This window comes from Paenibacillus sp. FW507-14B1B (assembly GCF_058781425.1).
The window spans coordinates 1-17,179 of record NZ_JBYSWS010000005.1; the positions used below are offsets into that span (position 1 = coordinate 1).

General features: G+C 44.2%; 18 protein-coding genes and 1 rRNA gene. All 19 read right to left on the reverse strand.

The annotated features are described in order from the left end of the window. Window positions 1–65, reverse strand: a 16S ribosomal RNA gene (locus AC3WJJ_RS21200); the annotation flags it as partial. Between the two features lie 478 nt (window positions 66–543). Further along, on the reverse strand, window positions 544–2,202 hold the full coding sequence (locus AC3WJJ_RS21205) for a LysM peptidoglycan-binding domain-containing protein (protein WP_492543633.1): 1,659 nt from the start codon (window positions 2,200–2,202) through the stop codon (window positions 544–546). Window positions 2,203–2,423: 221 nt separating this feature from the next. Continuing rightward, window positions 2,424–3,314, reverse strand: a complete 891-nt coding sequence (gene pheA, locus AC3WJJ_RS21210; RefSeq protein WP_492543634.1) for a prephenate dehydratase — start codon at window positions 3,312–3,314, stop codon at window positions 2,424–2,426. Continuing rightward, a complete protein-coding gene (gene thrB, locus AC3WJJ_RS21215) occupies window positions 3,311–4,279 on the reverse strand; it encodes a homoserine kinase (protein WP_492543635.1) in 969 nt (322 codons plus the stop codon). The genes pheA and thrB overlap by 4 nt, the downstream gene beginning before the upstream one ends. Continuing rightward, window positions 4,276–5,349, reverse strand: coding sequence for a threonine synthase (gene thrC / locus AC3WJJ_RS21220; protein ID WP_422660178.1), 1,074 nt, complete (start codon window positions 5,347–5,349; stop codon window positions 4,276–4,278). The genes thrB and thrC overlap by 4 nt, the downstream gene beginning before the upstream one ends. A gap of 72 nt (window positions 5,350–5,421) precedes the next feature. Continuing rightward, complete coding sequence (locus AC3WJJ_RS21225; protein ID WP_492543636.1) at window positions 5,422–6,708, reverse strand: homoserine dehydrogenase; 1,287 nt, start codon at window positions 6,706–6,708, stop codon at window positions 5,422–5,424. 45 nt (window positions 6,709–6,753) lie between these two features. Next, window positions 6,754–7,191 carry an ACT domain-containing protein gene (locus AC3WJJ_RS21230; RefSeq protein WP_492543637.1) on the reverse strand — a complete coding sequence of 146 codons (438 nt, stop codon included), beginning with the start codon at window positions 7,189–7,191 and terminating at the stop codon, window positions 6,754–6,756. A gap of 431 nt (window positions 7,192–7,622) precedes the next feature. After that, on the reverse strand, window positions 7,623–8,933 hold the full coding sequence (obgE, locus tag AC3WJJ_RS21235) for a GTPase ObgE (RefSeq protein WP_492543638.1): 1,311 nt from the start codon (window positions 8,931–8,933) through the stop codon (window positions 7,623–7,625). Window positions 8,934–8,946: 13 nt separating this feature from the next. Further along, window positions 8,947–9,687, reverse strand: a complete 741-nt coding sequence (locus AC3WJJ_RS21240; protein WP_492543639.1) for a Spo0B domain-containing protein — start codon at window positions 9,685–9,687, stop codon at window positions 8,947–8,949. 150 nt (window positions 9,688–9,837) lie between these two features. After that, window positions 9,838–10,149 carry a 50S ribosomal protein L27 gene (gene rpmA, locus AC3WJJ_RS21245; RefSeq protein WP_422660173.1) on the reverse strand — a complete coding sequence of 104 codons (312 nt, stop codon included), beginning with the start codon at window positions 10,147–10,149 and terminating at the stop codon, window positions 9,838–9,840. Between the two features lie 5 nt (window positions 10,150–10,154). Then, on the reverse strand, window positions 10,155–10,499 hold the full coding sequence (locus AC3WJJ_RS21250) for a ribosomal-processing cysteine protease Prp (protein ID WP_492543640.1): 345 nt from the start codon (window positions 10,497–10,499) through the stop codon (window positions 10,155–10,157). A gap of 13 nt (window positions 10,500–10,512) precedes the next feature. After that, on the reverse strand, window positions 10,513–10,824 hold the full coding sequence (gene rplU, locus AC3WJJ_RS21255) for a 50S ribosomal protein L21 (protein WP_379243914.1): 312 nt from the start codon (window positions 10,822–10,824) through the stop codon (window positions 10,513–10,515). A 173-nt stretch (window positions 10,825–10,997) separates the two neighbouring features. Next, complete coding sequence (locus AC3WJJ_RS21260; protein ID WP_492543641.1) at window positions 10,998–12,224, reverse strand: Rne/Rng family ribonuclease; 1,227 nt, start codon at window positions 12,222–12,224, stop codon at window positions 10,998–11,000. A 111-nt stretch (window positions 12,225–12,335) separates the two neighbouring features. Next, window positions 12,336–13,199 (reverse strand): M50 family metallopeptidase, encoded by an 864-nt coding sequence (locus tag AC3WJJ_RS21265; RefSeq protein ID WP_492543642.1) that lies wholly within the window; start codon window positions 13,197–13,199, stop codon window positions 12,336–12,338. Then, window positions 13,192–14,100 (reverse strand): peptidoglycan DD-metalloendopeptidase family protein, encoded by a 909-nt coding sequence (locus AC3WJJ_RS21270; protein WP_492543643.1) that lies wholly within the window; start codon window positions 14,098–14,100, stop codon window positions 13,192–13,194. The genes AC3WJJ_RS21265 and AC3WJJ_RS21270 overlap by 8 nt, the downstream gene beginning before the upstream one ends. A 152-nt stretch (window positions 14,101–14,252) precedes the next feature. Beyond that, window positions 14,253–15,047, reverse strand: coding sequence for a septum site-determining protein MinD (gene minD, locus AC3WJJ_RS21275; RefSeq protein ID WP_422660168.1), 795 nt, complete (start codon window positions 15,045–15,047; stop codon window positions 14,253–14,255). Between the two features lie 3 nt (window positions 15,048–15,050). Then, entirely contained in the window at window positions 15,051–15,713 is a 663-nt protein-coding gene (minC, locus tag AC3WJJ_RS21280; RefSeq protein WP_422660167.1) for a septum site-determining protein MinC, read from the reverse strand. Window positions 15,714–15,796: 83 nt separating this feature from the next. Further along, complete coding sequence (gene mreD, locus AC3WJJ_RS21285; protein WP_492543644.1) at window positions 15,797–16,324, reverse strand: rod shape-determining protein MreD; 528 nt, start codon at window positions 16,322–16,324, stop codon at window positions 15,797–15,799. Continuing rightward, window positions 16,321–17,148, reverse strand: coding sequence for a rod shape-determining protein MreC (mreC, locus tag AC3WJJ_RS21290; protein WP_492543645.1), 828 nt, complete (start codon window positions 17,146–17,148; stop codon window positions 16,321–16,323). The genes mreD and mreC overlap by 4 nt, the downstream gene beginning before the upstream one ends. Between the last annotated feature and the right edge of the window lie 31 nt (window positions 17,149–17,179).

A 17,179-nucleotide genomic window follows, 5' to 3' on the forward strand; every position in this document is an offset into this window, starting at 1 on the left:
TCGACTTGCATGTATTAGGCACGCCGCCAGCGTTCGTCCTGAGCCAGGATCAAACTCTCCATTAAGGATTTATCGAGTTGAATATCACCGAATTACTTCGAGAAAATATCCAACCTTCCAAATCATTTAAATAGCGATTCGCTCATTTAGAAAAACTGACGAGAATTAAAAATCCTCATTTTTGATCTTACCGAAGTAAGATCGGTTTAACTCACTCGTTGTTCAGTTTTCAAAGGTCAATTCTTCAGTGCCACTCGCGAATCTCGTTCGCCGCAGCAACTCTTATATCTTATCATGTCTCACTTAGTTTTGCAAGAGTTTTTTTGAAAAGTTTTTTTGAAGTCTTTCATCTTTTAAACACTCTCGCCAGTCACTCATTCTAGCTCCTCGCGACTGGATTTATAATATACCATACGATTAAAAACAGAATCAACCCATAAAATATTCCAATTATAAAGAAAAAACAAAGCAAGACAGGCGTTTCTACCCATCTTGCTTTATAAGCACGCTTACTTCTTACTTTAAGCTCTTACTCTCGTTAGACTAACCTTTAATCCAAGGATTTTTACGTTTAGGTTTATTGATCTCCTTACGTGACTTCTTAGGTGTAGATTTCGGTTTCACTCTTGTACGTCGTTCGCGTGACACTTTTGCTTCAACCTCTGTTTCATCAACTAACTCTTCTTGATATTCCGTATCAAAAGACTCCACACCAGTAACATTTATGGATTCCGGTTCGTCTTCTTGACGTCCGTGGCAACCACAATCTTTTTTAGGGTGCTCCACATTTTCACCATGTAAAGGGTAATTCGTCCCTATCCCCCCTTGAGGAAAAGCCGAGTTCCCCATCGTTTGTGCCATGCCCTCCATCCCATAAACAGGCCAAGGGGAATATGGCTGTACTCCACAGCAACAAGGCATTATAGGGAACTGACAGTGACTAAAATGATGTGGATAGTTAACATGATGCTGATGATGCGGGTGCATTTGCCCCCAGCTCGGATTCATCATCATTCCCTGAGCATACGGCGTTGGCACCTCAGTTCCACCATGACATCCACAAGGTGATTTTTGATGATGAGCCATTCCCATACCTGATTCATAAGAGATAGAGGGCTGATCTTGTTCAGGGTATATCATGTTTGGACTCATTGACGACATACCGGGCATATAAGACTCCGCTATATTCAGATGATTATTCTCAAGTGTCATTGGTTGTTCTGTTATACCCGGGTATGGTGAATTCGGAGCTCCCCATCCTGGCAACATCTCATTCTCTCCTGGATGCATCATATGCTGCGGCCCATGCCAATCATGTGAAGCCATCATATGATCCTTACATCCACATGGAGATTCAGGAAACATCATCAGTGGAGCTGGTTGGAACATCATAGCTGGTGAAGGGTAGCAGTCCATTTGTTGAGGCATAACGTATTCATGACATTCCGGAAAAGGAGGACATGGCTCAGGAGCCGGGACAAAATGCATCTCCTGACAGTCTGGTTTCTCTTGCTTCTTCTCCTTACAGATCGGTTCCGCAGGCGGTAAAATTGGATTCTCTGGTTTAATAACCAGTTCCGGCATAATCGTTATCTCAGGTTTTAATGTGATTTCAGGAATTATTGTAATTTCCGGCTTAACGTTGACTTCAGGCTTGACTTCGTTTTCAGGAAGCATAGGTATGTTAGGTAAAACTGGCATATTGGGCATTGGTGCATTCATTTCTTCTTTAGGAGCAACTACCTCTTCCTTGGGTGCTGTCATTTCTTCCTTCGGTCCTGTGTAAGTTTTACTTCCTGGAATCATCTTATCTGGCATGTGTCCATTACCACCGGTATGCTGATTATTGCCTGGGTTCGTAAATGTTCCCGCGGCGGGGATGTTAACAATTTCTCCTACTAGTAGTGCATTAGGATTCTTAAGTTGAGGGTTCGCATCTATGATCTCTTTCAGTGAAACTCCCCAAGCTTTGGAAAGTTTCCACAGTGAGTCCCCTTGCTTCACGGCATGTTTATGGATAATAGGCTGACTTCCTTCAGGAACGGGAACAGGTTCTGTTGGTATTTTTACTTTCATGCCGATATCTAGTTTATTCGGATCTACTAATTGAGGATTTGCATCCACAATTTTAACCAAAGGGACTCCATATTTTTTAGATAGCTCATATAGGGAGTCGCCCTTCTTGACGATGTGTATTTTCACGCCGCTAAACCTCCTACACTCTTCTAGGCGTTTTAAAGCCTTTCGCCTGCATTCGTTACTACATCCTATGCAGAAGATGGGCGATTGACATCCCTATACACAAAAAAAATCCTTTCATCAACATGAAAGGATTTATAGATATTCAATTAGTACAAACATTACAGGGCATACAACTCTTACAATGCATTCATTGAGAAGCTGTCTTATAAACTGCCCTCATCTTATAATTCAATTTTCGATTTCTCTTTCTCATACGCAAAGCCAGGGTACGAACCAAGTACGCGAACCTGACATCCCAGGGCTTCAATTTCAGACATTGCCGCAGTAAGTAATACAGAATCTGACGTATCAAGAACATCGATATAGAAATAGTAGTTACCTAATTTCTTCTTGGTTGGGCGTGACTCGATACGGGACAAGTTTAATCTTCTCCAAGCAAATGTAGATAACACTTGATGAAGCGCTCCTGGAACGTCTTCTGGAAGTGTAACCAAAATACTTGTCTTCACCAGCTCCGGGGTACGCGGTACTTCAATCGGGTTACGACCAATCAAAACGAACCGTGTGTAGTTGTTATCATGGTCCGTAATCTTTTCTGCCATAATATTTAATCCATGAGTAGAAGAGCCTAAGGTTGTGCCAATAGCCGCCCAGCCTTTTCCTGGATTTTCTTTGACAATCTTTACACCTTCAGATGTGCTACCTACAGGTTCAAGCTCAGCGTCCGGAACATACTTAGATAGGAACTGTCTGCATTGAGCTGTAGCAACCGGATGTGAGTATATTTTTTTGATTTTCTTATAATCAACAATTCCGACCTCGGTCTGGAACTCAGATGCGTCACCAATAAGATTCTGAATGGAGGGATACACCCACTCCACTTGCATAGGTATATCAACTTCATTTACAAGCCAATCCATATGAAGGCTAACCGAGCCTTCAATGGTATTTTCAATTGGAATAACGCTATAATCACTTTTTCCATCTACAGTTGACATGAAAACATCAGATATCAGCTTATGATGAACGAACTCAACAGGCTCATCTTTAAGTAAATATAAAATAGCTTCATGAGAAACTGACCCCGAGGGTAGCAATGCTATACGTTTCATGTGGTAACTTCCCCTCTAATCATATCCATAAATGAAATGCTCTGTAATTCATCCAGCACCTGTACCCCATGAATGTCTGGTGAGAGTAACAAAATCGATGCTGGGATTCCTTCTTTTTTCATCGTTTCAAGGAGATAGGTTTGAAGTGCCTCTACACGTTCATCTTCTCGCTGTATGAATGCAATTAGTGTGGGTCCTGCTCCACTTAATGCAACACCCAACGCACCACGATTTGGCGCTTCATCAAGTATTTCAGCCATCCCTGGCACAAGTGCCGCACGGTACGGTTGATGAATCCTGTCCTTCATCGCGGCCCCGATCAGGTCTAATCGTCCAGATGATAATGCAGCAGTCATTAGCGAAGAGCGACTGATGTTATATACAGCGTCAGCAAGCAAAACCTGCTTTGGTAGCGCCTCTCTTGCCATAGAGGTAGGCAGGTGAAAATCTGGAATTACCACCATCGTTTCCAATTCAGCTGGTGGTTCAATCCGGACATAGTCTGCATGTTGTCCATCCCAAGCAGCTGCAATAATACCTCCAAACAAAGATGCACCAACATTATCAGGATGTTTTTCAAGATTCGTTGCCATATCGAATAATTTACGATCCGGTAGAGGAGAACCGATTAATGCATTAGCTGCCGCGAGAGCCCCCACGATTGCTGATGCACTACTGCCTAGTCCACGAGTCAACGGAATTTCTGAGTACATAGATATAGAGAGTTCAGGAACAGAAATACCCGCTTCTTCAAAAACCATCTGAGCAACCTGATAGATGAGATTACTCTTATCCTCAGGGACCCCTGTCATTTGATCGCCAAACAACTGGAATGAAGTTCGGTCATCCTGCTTCATTTCAATCCAAGCATACAGAGATAAAGCCATTCCTAGTGTATCAAATCCCGGACCGAGGTTAGCCGTGCTGGCTGGGACCTTAATTCGGACTCTTTCAGACAAACTCATACGTGCGCAGCTCCTTCAAGCTTAGCAATAGCATCCATGACAGCTTCTTCTGTATCTGATACCACAAGCGGCTCAGAATTTACTGTTTTGATTGCAATATTAGGATCCTTCAGACCATGGCCAGTGAGCACACACACAACACTCTCTCCACCTTTGAAGTAACCTTCACGCTTCATTTTGTACACACCAGCAATCGAAGCTGCAGAACCTGGTTCTGCAAAAATACCTTCACGTGAAGCAATAGCACGGTATGCTGCAAGGATTTCATCATCAGTCACGTAATTAATCTGTCCTCCAGATTCATTAGCCGCAGCAACCGCTGTTTTCCAGCTTGCCGGATTCCCGATACGAATCGCTGTAGCAACTGTTTCTGGATTAGGGATCGGCTCACCTTTTACGATGGCCATCGCGCCTTCAGCTTCGAACCCAAGCATTGTTGGAAGTGAAGATGCCTTACCAGCAGCATGATATTCCTTAAACCCTTTCCAGTAAGCAGTTATGTTTCCTGCATTACCAACAGGAATTGCAAGGACATCAGGGGCTTTACCAAGTTGATCAACGACTTCAAATGCTGCTGTCTTTTGACCTTCAATCCGGTACGGATTCACCGAGTTCACTAGAGTAATAGGATGTTTTGCTGTAATTTCTCGTACAATCTCAAGTGCCCGGTCAAAGTTACCGTCAATTGCAATAACTTTCGCACCGTAAATCATTGCTTGAGCTAGTTTACCAAGCGCGATATTGTTATTCGGGATGATTACAATGCAATTCAGGCCACCGCGTGCAGCATATGCAGCTGCTGCTGCAGAAGTGTTTCCTGTAGAAGCACACATGATGGTACGACTGCCTTCTTCCATAGCTTTGGCAACGGCCATAACCATACCACGGTCTTTAAAAGAACCCGTTGGATTCAGACCTTCAAATTTGAAGTGCAGATCTATTCCAAGGTCTTTGGACAAATTCTCTGCCCGAATCAGCGGCGTATTTCCTTCTTTTAAAGTTAACAATGGAGTATTCTCATTAACGGGCAAGTATTCCTTATACGTCTGGATCAAACCTTCATATGGCATCTCTATTACTCTCCTCTTATATTTATATAATTAGTATAGTTAGTAATCGAATGGTTCAAGATAACGCTCGGTCTATCCTTCTACGCGATATACACTCTTGATGCGACGGATTGCTTCCAAACTTTCAAAATGAGTCAGCACCTTATCCATGCTAGCTTTGCTCGCATTATGCGTTACGATAATGATTTCTGCATCAGGATTTTGATCATTAGGCTGCTGCACTACAGACTCCAAGCTTACATCGTACTCGGCGAATACCTGAGTGATTTTTGCAAGTACCCCTGCCTTATCATCAACATGAAGCAAGATAAAATTCTTATAAGTGATCTGCTCATCATTCTTGAGCTTCTTCGCTTTATACGGAACAATTGCTTTCAAACCGTTCACGCCAAGTTTCAGGTTCTTAATAACAGCAACTAAGTCTGCTACAACGGATGTTGCCGTTGGCATTTCACCAGCACCTGGTCCGTAGAACATCGTCTCACCCACGGCTTCTCCATATACGTATACTGCATTATACACGCCATTCACTGACGCAATCGGATGACTGGTGCGAACCATAGTCGGTTGGACACTAATGCTGACCTGCTCCTCTTCGCGATCTGCAATACCTAGCAATTTCATTTCGTAACCCAGGCGCTTCGCGTAAAGAATATCTTCCTTAGAGACTTGAGAGATCCCCTTCACGCTTACATCCTTCAATTCAACATTTGTACGGAAACCAAGTGTACCGAGAATGGCCATTTTACGTGCGGCATCCAATCCCTCTACATCCGATGTTGGATCTGCTTCGGCATAGCCAAGTTGTTGTGCTTCTGCCAACACATCTTCGTATGAAGCACCTTCTTGACTCATTTTAGTCAAAATAAAATTCGTTGTTCCGTTAACGATCCCCATGATTTTCATAATACGATCTGATGAGAAACCCTCGATCAGTGTGCGAATGATCGGAATTCCGCCAGCTACACTCGCTTCGTAGAATACGTCACACTGTTTCTCTTGTGCCTTTGCCAATATCTCAGCACCATGTAGTGCCATCAAGTCTTTATTTGCAGTGACAATATGTTTACCACGATCCAAAGCTTCCAAAATATAAGACTTCGTCTGCTCGATACCGCCCATTACTTCTACAATCACATCAATCTCTGGATCACGAATGACATCCCAAGGATCATCCGTCAGTTTTGCACTATCCACGAATACGCTCCGGTCTTTCTCCGTATTCTTAACTGCAATTTTCTCTATGATAATAGGTGATCCGACTTGGCTGCTTAAATCCTCCTGATGTCCCTCTACAATACGAACAACACCTGTACCTACAGTACCCAATCCTAACAATCCCACTTTAACCGGCTTCATATAACCCACTCCTCCTAAGTTCCCATACTCTTGTAATCTATATTTCTATCCTTGCCCGATCATCTGAACTCTTCGCACACCAGTCGCTCGTCTCAGTCCATCTAGCAAGTCATCTAACTCCTCATTCAACCGTGAAACTTCAACGGATATGACTACATTCGCAATCCCTTGCAGCGGTATACTTTGATGTATCGTCAGTACATTACCGCCTTCTCCAGCTACAAGTCCGAGTACCTCGGACAACATACCTGAACGATGCTCCATATCAATGGAAATGGTGACAATCTCATCGCGCTCCAACTGGTTGATCGGATGAATACCATCTTTGTACTTATAAAAAGCACTCCGACTCAGACCGACCTGTTCCACAGCATCATGCACGGTCTTGACATCACCGGACGCGAGCAGTCTTTTCACCTGCATGGTCTTTACCACGGCTTCTGGCAAAATATCCTCACGGACTAGATAATATCGTTCCTTCACAAACGTCCTCTCCTCAAAGACTCGTGTTTTTGTATAGTGGACATTATACTGGATAACCTTGTTAAGGGCAATACATTTAAGCCTTTTTTTTAAAATGGTTTTATCATGTGATCGAATATTTGTATATTTACACGTTGATTATGATTGATATACACAAAACCTCCCGACTCATGAGGGAGGTTTTCATATAGACTGAGATTGCATTCTACTCACTTATAAGAAGTTCATTACCGGCATGCAAATCCGTTAATATCGCCTAATATATCTCCTCGTCACAACGACAAAAAGTGTGTCAAGCAATTGTTATGAGATTCAAGAGCCTGACCATCATCATTACCTTATTGTATACGAAATCCTAATGTTTTGGGGTTATAAATTAAAACAAAAAAAAACCGCCTATACTCCTTAGTTGGAGTTAAGCGGTATAGCACTTAGTAATAACTACTGCCTTCAATAAACTCGAATTCAAAGTCCCCGATCCGAACGATGGTTCCTTCCGTTGCCCCGCGACGACGAAGTTCCTCATCGACACCCATATGCCGGAGTGTACGACCAAGCTTCAGAATCGCATCATGCGAATTCATCTGCATCCGCTTCAACATCCGTTCAATACGTTCACTGTTTACAACATACATCTCGTTGTCACGTGTAATCGTAAACGCATTATCATCCTTCTTATCGAATTTATATACTTTACGTTTTGTTGTCTCAGCAACTTCTTCAATAGCAGGTTCATCTGGAATAGCTTCCAAGATAGCTGCCGCGCGATATAGAAGTTCCTGAATCCCTTGACGCGTTAGTGATGAGATTGGCATGATCTCAAGATCAGGACGCACTTCCTTCACTTGTTCACGGAATGCTTCCAAGTTGTCTTCCGAGTCAGGCATGTCCATCTTATTAGCTGCGACAATCTGAGGACGCTCGGCCAATACCGGATTGTATAACCGAATCTCTTCGTTGATCTTCTGCCAATCTTCGAACGGATCTCTACCCTCAGAACCAGACATATCGACCACATGAATAATAACACGTGTCCGTTCCACATGACGTAGGAATTCGTGTCCGAGCCCCACACCTTCATGTGCTCCTTCAATCAAACCTGGAAGGTCCGCCATGACGAAGCTACGACCATCACCGACATCAACCACACCTAGATTCGGAGTAATTGTTGTAAAGTGATAGGCTCCAATCTTCGGTTGTGCCGCTGATACAACGGACAGTAATGTAGACTTCCCGACACTTGGGAATCCAACAAGTCCGATATCAGCCATTACTTTAAGTTCCATCACAACATAACGCTCTTGACCTTCTTCACCATTCTCTGCAAGCTCCGGGGCTGGATTGTTCGGAGTAGCAAAACGGATATTACCACGTCCGCCTCGACCACCACGTGCTACGACAACTTGTTGACCATGGCGGGTTAAATCAGCAATAACTTCGCCTGAGTCATCATCAATAAGCACGGTACCCGGAGGTATTCTCACTACCATATTTTCCGCATTAGCTCCATGTTGGCTTTTGTTGCGACCCTTTTCCCCACGCTTAGCTTTAAAATGCCGCTGGTATCGGAAATCCATCAGAGTCCGAAGACCCTCATCAACGCGAAATATTACATCTCCGCCCTTACCGCCATCTCCGCCGCCTGGACCACCTTCGGGCACGTATTTCTCACGACGAAACGCGATTAGACCATCCCCACCGTCTCCGCCTTTAACATACACTTTTGCCTTATCTACAAACATGAATTCACCTTCCTCATATCACATACGGTAAGCATAATCGATACGTCGTATTTTCCGTATGGATCTGCTCTACCCTTATACCTCTATCTTGTACTGCAAGCTCAATCTGTTGACGTATATGGTCTGAATCACCAAAAGAACCCTCTCCATCAAACTCAGCAATCAGTTCTTGTCCCTGCTCCATGAATGTTAAGGTGAGCAGTCGCTCATCTTCCCAAGTCGAGCTCCCACTTTGCTGATATACTTGTATAACCTGCATAATGGATTGAGCAAAACTCTCTTCCTTACTTGATGTCAGCTTTCCCTCCAATTGAACATGGTCTACAACATCAACATCTAATTGTAAACCCGTGTTTAATGTTCGATAGGAATGCAAATAAAAAACCAACGACGGAAGACCAAGCTTTGATATTTTACTATCTTGTAGCATCCGTTCCTTTATTCTTTCCACACATTGCACTGATTTATCAAGCTTCCCTAACTGAATATACCCATATAAAATCTGAAGCTCGTTCATCCAATCATGGCGGTGGTGGTTCAGCGTCTGAATGGCGCTCTGCTCCAAGTTCTGCTGGTTAACTTTCTGCTTGCGAACTTCCATTCGCCAGACACACCAAGCAGCAACAAGCGCGGCGACAGCAGACCAGATTGTCAGAATTATTCCAGCTGTATATGTAGGATGCCATAACATCCAGGCTGCTGGCAGCACGGATGTTGAACCAACACCAGCCGATATCCATTTCCAGGAATTCATCATTTCTCCCCGTTCCCACAAACAATTGGTTACGCTCACCAGACCACAGTATACCACAGTCTTTATCCGGGATTCATCTCTTCAATAAAAAAAAGAAGCCCCGGCAAAGTTGCCGGAAACTTCTCGTCTGTAAGCTTTATTAGAAACGTCTTACGCTTCTACTGCAGCCGCTACAGGAGCGACATCAACCGGGTAGACGCTCACTTTCTTGCGATCACGACCCCAACGTTCGAATTTCACAACGCCTTCGACTTTCGCAAACAAAGTATCGTCTTTGCCGATGCCCACGTTTGTGCCTGGGTGAATTTTCGTTCCGCGTTGGCGAACCAAGATGCTTCCACCAGTAACGACTTGACCGTCTGCACGCTTAACGCCCAAACGTTTCGATTGGCTGTCACGTCCGTTCTTTGTGGAACCTACACCTTTTTTCGATGCGAATAACTGAAGATCCAATTTCAACATGTTGTCTACCTCCTTCTTTTAGTAGTGTGTTCTTGTATTTGAATATACTCACGGTATGAATCTGCAATTCCTTGTAACATCAGAACCATGGATTCGAGAAGCAACTGCACCTGACCCGATACCGATTCGTCTTTCACCGGCGGAACAATTCCGCTGAGAAATCCGCCCTTCATCTTGGTCTCCATGACAGTACCGGTTAAAGCCTCAATAGAGTTCACCGTACCTACCGTAACACTGGATACTCCAGCACATACGATATCTTGTCCGTGGGCAGCATAACCTGCATGTCCCTTGACTTCAAATCCATGGATTAGGCCGTCTTCTTGGCGAGAGATCTGTACAGTAATCAATTACCGCACCTTCTTACGCTTGGATTTTCTCGATGGTTACTTTTGTGTAAGGTTGACGATGACCTTGCTTCTTGTGGTAGTTCTTCTTCGGCTTGTATTTGTATACAACGACCTTATGGCCTTTACCGTGCTTCTCCACTTTAGCAGTTACGGATGCGCCGGAAACAACCGGTGTTCCTGCTACCAAACCGTCCTCTTTGGAAACGGCTAGTACACGGTCGAAAGTCACGCTTTCCCCGTCACCTGCATTCAGCTTCTCGATGAACAATACGTCGCCCTCTTGAACTTTGTATTGTTTACCACCTGTTTCGATAATAGCGTACATTTGCTTGCACCTCCTCATGTCTCAGACTCGCCTAATTCAGGTGTTCGTTCATTTAAAAATGAGCGCCCTTGTAAACCCGATCGGAGCGGTTACAGCATGTGCAGCAATTGCTCACTAAACACATACTTGAAGATCATAACATATAGCCTACTAATCCGTCAACATCACTTCTTTTAGACGATGCCTGTCCCACCGCAGACTGTACAAGTCTTGGGATAGGGAGTGGCTGAACTCTCACGCGCTTTCTTGCGGGTCATCTCCAGTAATCCCAGCTTGGTCCAGCCAACAACAAAACTCTTCGTCCGATCTTTACGGATACCTGCCTCCATGACAGCGATGACCTCTTGTCGATGCTCATCCTCTTCCATATCAATGAAATCTATAATGATCATACCACCGATATCCCGAAGCCGGAGAATCCGGGCAATTTCGCGGGCAGCATGTAGATTCGTCTGGGTAACGGTATCCTCAAAATTATCTCCGCCCGTATACTTTGCTGTATTCACATCAATAACCGTAAGGGCCTCAGTTTGATCAATAACGATCGTTCCACCGCCAGGCAGAGAGATTTGACGTGAGAAACTGACCCTCAATTGCTCCTCAATACCATAAGCTTGAAAGACATGATAGTTCCCCTCATACAAATGTACTTTAGGTTTAATACCAGGCATCATATTGGTTAAATATCGTTCTGCTTCTCTGGCATCTTGTTCGCGGTCAATAATCAGTTCATCATTCATGGGATCAAAGGCATCTCGGATAAAGCGCTGAAGAATTCCTAGATCTCTATGCAGAATAGCCGGTGATTCTGAAACTTTCGCCCGCTCAATAATCCCTTCCCATTCCAGACGCAGTAGCTCCAGATCTCCAGCAACAAATTCAACGGACTCATCCTCAGAGACCGTACGCATAATAATACCTTCCTCACCATTTCTAATCCGCTCACCGATCATTTTTAGACGCATTCTTTCCGCTTCTCTTTGAATTTTCTTGGATACGGCCACATAATCAGACTTAGGCATAAATACCATACATCTGCCCGGCAAAGAGAAGTGAGTGGTGACTCTCGCACCTTTTCCTCCCCTCGGTTCCTTCATAACCTGAACAACCAGCTCTTGTCCGACCTTAAGCAAATCCGTAATGGAAGGTTTGATCTTGGGCTGTTTCTCCAAATGCGGATGCAATACATCGTCCACATATAAAAAAGCGTTCTTTTTCAATCCAATATCTACAAATGCAGCCTGCATGCCTGGAAGCACATTGACTACTCTTCCTTTATAAAAACTACCAACGACACTTTTCTCACGCCCGCGTTCAGTTGCATACTCAACAAGCCTGCCATCTTCGACGAGGGCCATCTGAATGGTTTCCGGGTCACAGTGAACGATCATTTGTTTCATGGCTTCACCTCTTATGGAAGACTTACGAATCTATTACCCAATCCTATCATGAGTCACAGCAGACGGAATATATAGAAATGAATTGCTAAAGTGGTCTTTCATAATTATCCGCTAGGCATACCAAGGTGGTCTATTCGACGCAAAGTAAGAAGCGATGACATGCTGCTCTGGCACGACAGCCATAAGCCCTCCTTGGCGATTCATGACATAGATCAAATGATACTTCTCTCTCTTAAATAAACGCATAATATCATCCAAAGGTTTCGATGAATCTGCAACAATCGGTTGAGCTGTTCCCACACCCTCCTGCTGATGCTCGTCAATTCCGCTCCGATTCACTAAAAAACGTAAAAAACGATAATGAACATTTCGGTGATCTTCAAAATTCGAATAGGCTAAAAAAAGGCCGATCATGAGCAGATTGAGCTTTACCCCCTCACCTGTAAATAACGGGGAAAGACCATATCCGATCATAAACAAGCTACATATAAATCCTGCACGAGCTGTCCATAACAGCGTTGCATGATAGGGGACGAGTAAGCTGATTAACGCTTGCAGAACCTTTCCGCCATCCAGAGGGAGTACAGGTAACAGATTGAAGAGGGCTATTATAAGGTTTCCTTGGATTACATAATTCAAAAAAGATTCGTCCCCCCATCCAGCCGCCTGACATATGAATGCAATTCCAATCATAATGCCATTTTGCAGAGGGCCTGCTAGAGCAATAATCAATTCGCGTGCAGCATTCATTCGTTTATCATCTTCAATCACCGCAACCCCGCCAAACGGCAGCATCTGAATTGATCGCACTTTAAACCCCATCGCTAAAGCAGCGCCAGCATGACCAAGTTCATGTATGAAAACGATCACAAATAGAGTAAGCAATTCAAAAAATCGTCCGGTTATGACAGAAGCCAACATGACAATAACAAAAAGAGGATGAAGAGACAGGGTCGTCCCCCGAATACTAATCAAATGTAATCACATCCGTAGGGTCAACACTTCGTTCTCCGTCTTTTAACATAAAATATAAAGCAGACTGCTCTCCATCGGACTGTACAGAAGGGAGCGTACCTATGACATCTCCACCTTCAACCCAATCATTCACTTTCAAGGTCGTTGTAGATAAACGGCTATAAATGGCTGTTCTTGTTCCTGTATGTTGAATCAGAACTGAGATACTTGAGTCAGCCTGCTGTTTAACTTCAAGCACTCTACCTGCTTCTACGCTTTTAACCTCATGGACAGAGAGTGAATCCCCTTGAGGTGCAATCAGCACCCCTTTGAAGTCAACAGCAAAAGTCTGGACCAAATTCCCTTGAAGTGGGGGGATTAAGGAGGTTCTTGCATTGACTTTTGTTGTATCTTGTTCATCTTGACCAAAAATAGGAATAAAAGATGGGGTTCCTCCGAAGTACTCTTCGTACCATGCTTGCGCAGCCTGAAAATTCATTTCTTGGTTTAATCCTTGAATGATGTAACCTTGCGTTCGAATAGCCCATGGTTCATGGATCGAGAAGATGCCCCAAATCGCACCGAATATGAGCACACTAGCCGTTAGGCGGCGCAGTAACCCTGCTACAAAAGAGTATTTACGAGGCGGCATCACTGGCTCTGTTGTATGGTCATACCACCCTCGATGCCCTTGCTTCCATAACTTCTCGGGATCGCGCTCCATCTCCTCTGTACTACCCGCACTACTCAGACTGTGATGCTGGATTCCATTACTCTGCCGAACTTCAGGTATATGTATTGCGGAAAGAGCAGGAAGGGGGCGCAGATCGTTTGAATCTCGCGTTACTTCACTATCATTATCGCTTAAGAGTTCACGAATTCGCGCCTCTCTTCGAAGTTTTACTGAATTTTTAATATCCACATTGTTCTCCCCCTTGGGGCTTGTTTTAATCTATCCTATGTGGACATGAAAGATATTTAGAACAAGCCCTCTGTTAGGGAATCTGCGGTCTGCACAAATAAAAAGCCGATGCAGCATCATGCATCGGCTCAAAATAAGTGCTAAATATGATATTATCCCATACCGAAAAATTTCTTGAATCGTGTGAACATTCCTTTTTTCTGATGAATCTGCATCAGAGGAACTGTATCCCCTAGAATCCGCCGAGCGATATTACGGTAAGCAATAGCTGCAGGGGAATCCGGGTTCATCACCGTCGGTTCTCCAAGATTAGCTGCCTTGATGACCATCTCATCATCTGGCACGATTCCGATCAAATCGATGTTCAACACTTGCAATACATCTTCGATTTCAAGCATATCTCCTGACTTCACCATATTCGGACGAATCCGATTAACAACGAGCTTCGGAGATTCAACGTGAGAGCTTTCCAGTAGTCCGATAATACGATCCGCATCGCGTACTGCAGCATTTTCCGGAGTTGTTACGACAATAGCCTTATCCGCCCCCGCAATAGCATTCTTAAAGCCTTGCTCAATTCCTGCCGGACAATCGATAATAATGTATTCATATTCCTTCTTCAGTTCCAGAACAATATCCTTCACCTGTTCAGGTGAAATCGCATGCTTGTCCTTGGTTTGGGCTGCAGGCAGCATATAAAGCTCGTCAAAGCGTTTATCCTTGATAAGCGCCTGATTGAGACGGCAGCGCCCTTCTGCAACGTCGACGAGGTCATAAATGATACGGTTTTCCAAACCCATGACCACGTCGAGATTCCGAAGACCGATATCGGTATCCACCAAACACACTTTTTTGCCTAGCAGTGCCAGAGCCGTGCCGATGTTTGCCGAGGTAGTCGTTTTTCCGACTCCGCCTTTGCCTGATGTTATGACGATTGCCTCTCCCATATTCTACACCCCTTTAAACACATTAAAATCCCGGCCCAATCGGACGATGTTACTGATCTTGTCAATCTGCATACTACCATTCTGTAAATATGCAAATTCCATGACCGTCTCCCGTGTCTCCCATTCATCCGGAGGTCTGCTGATCATATCTGAAATACGAAGCTGGGTGGGAGCTAAATAGGAGGCCGCTATAATTGCATCCTCATTGCCATCCACACCTGCATGCGCTGTTCCCCGAAGGGCACCCAGAATATATATGTCTCCGGTCGCTATAATCGTACCGCCAGGATTCACATCACCAAGGAAGATTATATCTCCAGTATGATGCAGAACCTGTCCAGAACGAACCATCCCGGTTTTAACTACGGGTCCTGTCACCGGCTCATTCTCCGGCTCTAGAGGTGGAGATTCCACTGTACGAATCAGCAAGTTGCCCTTCTGCTTCAATATGTCAAGAATAGACTGCTTCTGTTCTTCTGAGATCCGTCTGGACCCCATCTTCACATCCACATGAATGATAGGTCCGGTCAAAATATTCTGGTGGCTATGCTCAAGTTTATACCGCAGCTCACTGAGCAGTTCTTCTAGTTCACATTGATCATCAAGCAGGAATACCAGGCCATCTTTGATGCCCTTAATCGTAACATGATTGGATTTTACAGCCATAAGCCTGTCCCTCCCATCTTCATACATTTCGCGCTCGGACCTTCAAGTTCCTGCTAGTCTTTGTAAAATGTCAGTTTGACGGGTCAGGAAGCCTTGCTTCTCTTCGGAGCCTTAGCAAGTAACTCAAACTGCTTCCGAAGAGGTACATAAATAATCAAGGCAAAAGCAAAATGAATCAGAAGATTGGGAAGCATATAATTCAGCAGAGCCCAATTATAGGAATCTGGATTAACTCCAAATAACTTATACACTCCAAACACCATGCTATCCAGCAGTAAGCTGCCTAGTATAACCACTGTCATCATAACTGGCAATGGAGCGCGCGGCGTCTTAAACAAAAGCCCCATAACGTAAGCCGACACCCCCATAGCGAAGGAGTAAGTACCGATCATTTCACCGTAATAGACTACGTCATGAAGCATTCCAAACACAAGTCCGAGTACAAGCCCCGTGTGTCGGTGGTGATACATCGTTGCGAAGAGAATGGCAATAAACATGAAATTCGGTGAGACTTTATCCTGCCATGAACTTGGGGTTAACCAGAAGCCAATAGTCCCTTGAAGAATAAACAAGAGAAACAACAGCAGTATTAATACCTGTTTACGCTTCATCCCTTCGGCTCCTCAGGTGCGAATACCACAAGAAGTGTCTTCCAATCCTGAAAGCTTGCCGCAGGTTCAATCGTAGCCGTCTTCGTCAACCCAAATTCACCAGTTTCTACTTTCTTAACTGTGCCAATAATCATGCCACGAGGAATGACTCCACCATTTCCTGAAGAAACAACCAAATCTTCTCGTTTAATCGGATCATCCTCTGGGATTCGTGTCATTTTCAACATTTTTGTCTTCTTATCGTAGCTTTCAATGATACCAAAAGTATCCTTATCAGAAACGGTAGCTGCGATCTGCTGACGCTTCGAGTCTTGTGGGTCCAGCGTCGTTAGCAGTTTCACTGTGGAAGTGAAGTTACCAACTTGACTAATAACGCCGACCATGCCATCAACAGAGGTAACAGACATGTTCATCCGAACGCCATCTTGTGCGCCCAGATCAATGACCAACGTGTGGTTGTTCGGATCCTGATTCACACTCAATACGTTAGCCGGACGGTAGTCATAGTCGTACCTTTGCTTTTGAGTTTCTGTGAACTTTAGAGTATCCTTTAGAACTTTATTTTCGTTCTTAATTATGTGGTATTCTGCACTCTCGCGTGTATACTCCGCCACTGCCTTCTTCAGGCGTTCGTTCTCTTCGAATACTTCTTTCATCTCGCCCACATCTTCAAAGAAGCCCGCTATGTAAGAAGCGGGCTTGTAGAACACACCTTGCACAAAACCTACAGTATCTCTAACAAACTTCTCGGGCCAAGTTAAACCTACTCTCGGACCAAGCGTAAAGCCCATGAGTATAATAAACGTAACCAGCCCGATAAGCATAATAAATAAACGTTTGTTACCTAGCAGTTTA

Bases quoted from the DNA above. Each gene is read 5' to 3' on its own strand.
- pheA (WP_492543634.1), bottom strand. From the start codon at position 3,314: ATGAAACGTATAGCATTGCTACCCTCGGGGTCAGTTTCTCATGAAGCT.
- thrB (WP_492543635.1), bottom strand. From the start codon at position 4,279: ATGAGTTTGTCTGAAAGAGTCCGAATTAAGGTCCCAGCCAGCACGGCT.
- thrC (WP_422660178.1), bottom strand. From the start codon at position 5,349: ATGCCATATGAAGGTTTGATCCAGACGTATAAGGAATACTTGCCCGTT.
- AC3WJJ_RS21225 (WP_492543636.1), bottom strand. From the start codon at position 6,708: ATGAAGCCGGTTAAAGTGGGATTGTTAGGATTGGGTACTGTAGGTACA.
- obgE (WP_492543638.1), bottom strand. From the start codon at position 8,933: ATGTTTGTAGATAAGGCAAAAGTGTATGTTAAAGGCGGAGACGGTGGG.
- AC3WJJ_RS21240 (WP_492543639.1), bottom strand. From the start codon at position 9,687: ATGAATTCCTGGAAATGGATATCGGCTGGTGTTGGTTCAACATCCGTG.
- rpmA (WP_422660173.1), bottom strand. From the start codon at position 10,149: ATGTTGAAATTGGATCTTCAGTTATTCGCATCGAAAAAAGGTGTAGGT.
- rplU (WP_379243914.1), bottom strand. From the start codon at position 10,824: ATGTACGCTATTATCGAAACAGGTGGTAAACAATACAAAGTTCAAGAG.
- AC3WJJ_RS21260 (WP_492543641.1), bottom strand. From the start codon at position 12,224: ATGAAACAAATGATCGTTCACTGTGACCCGGAAACCATTCAGATGGCC.
- minD (WP_422660168.1), bottom strand. From the start codon at position 15,047: ATGGGAGAGGCAATCGTCATAACATCAGGCAAAGGCGGAGTCGGAAAA.
- minC (WP_422660167.1), bottom strand. From the start codon at position 15,713: ATGGCTGTAAAATCCAATCATGTTACGATTAAGGGCATCAAAGATGGC.
- mreD (WP_492543644.1), bottom strand. From the start codon at position 16,324: ATGAAGCGTAAACAGGTATTAATACTGCTGTTGTTTCTCTTGTTTATT.
- mreC (WP_492543645.1), bottom strand. From the start codon at position 17,148: ATGCTTATCGGGCTGGTTACGTTTATTATACTCATGGGCTTTACGCTT.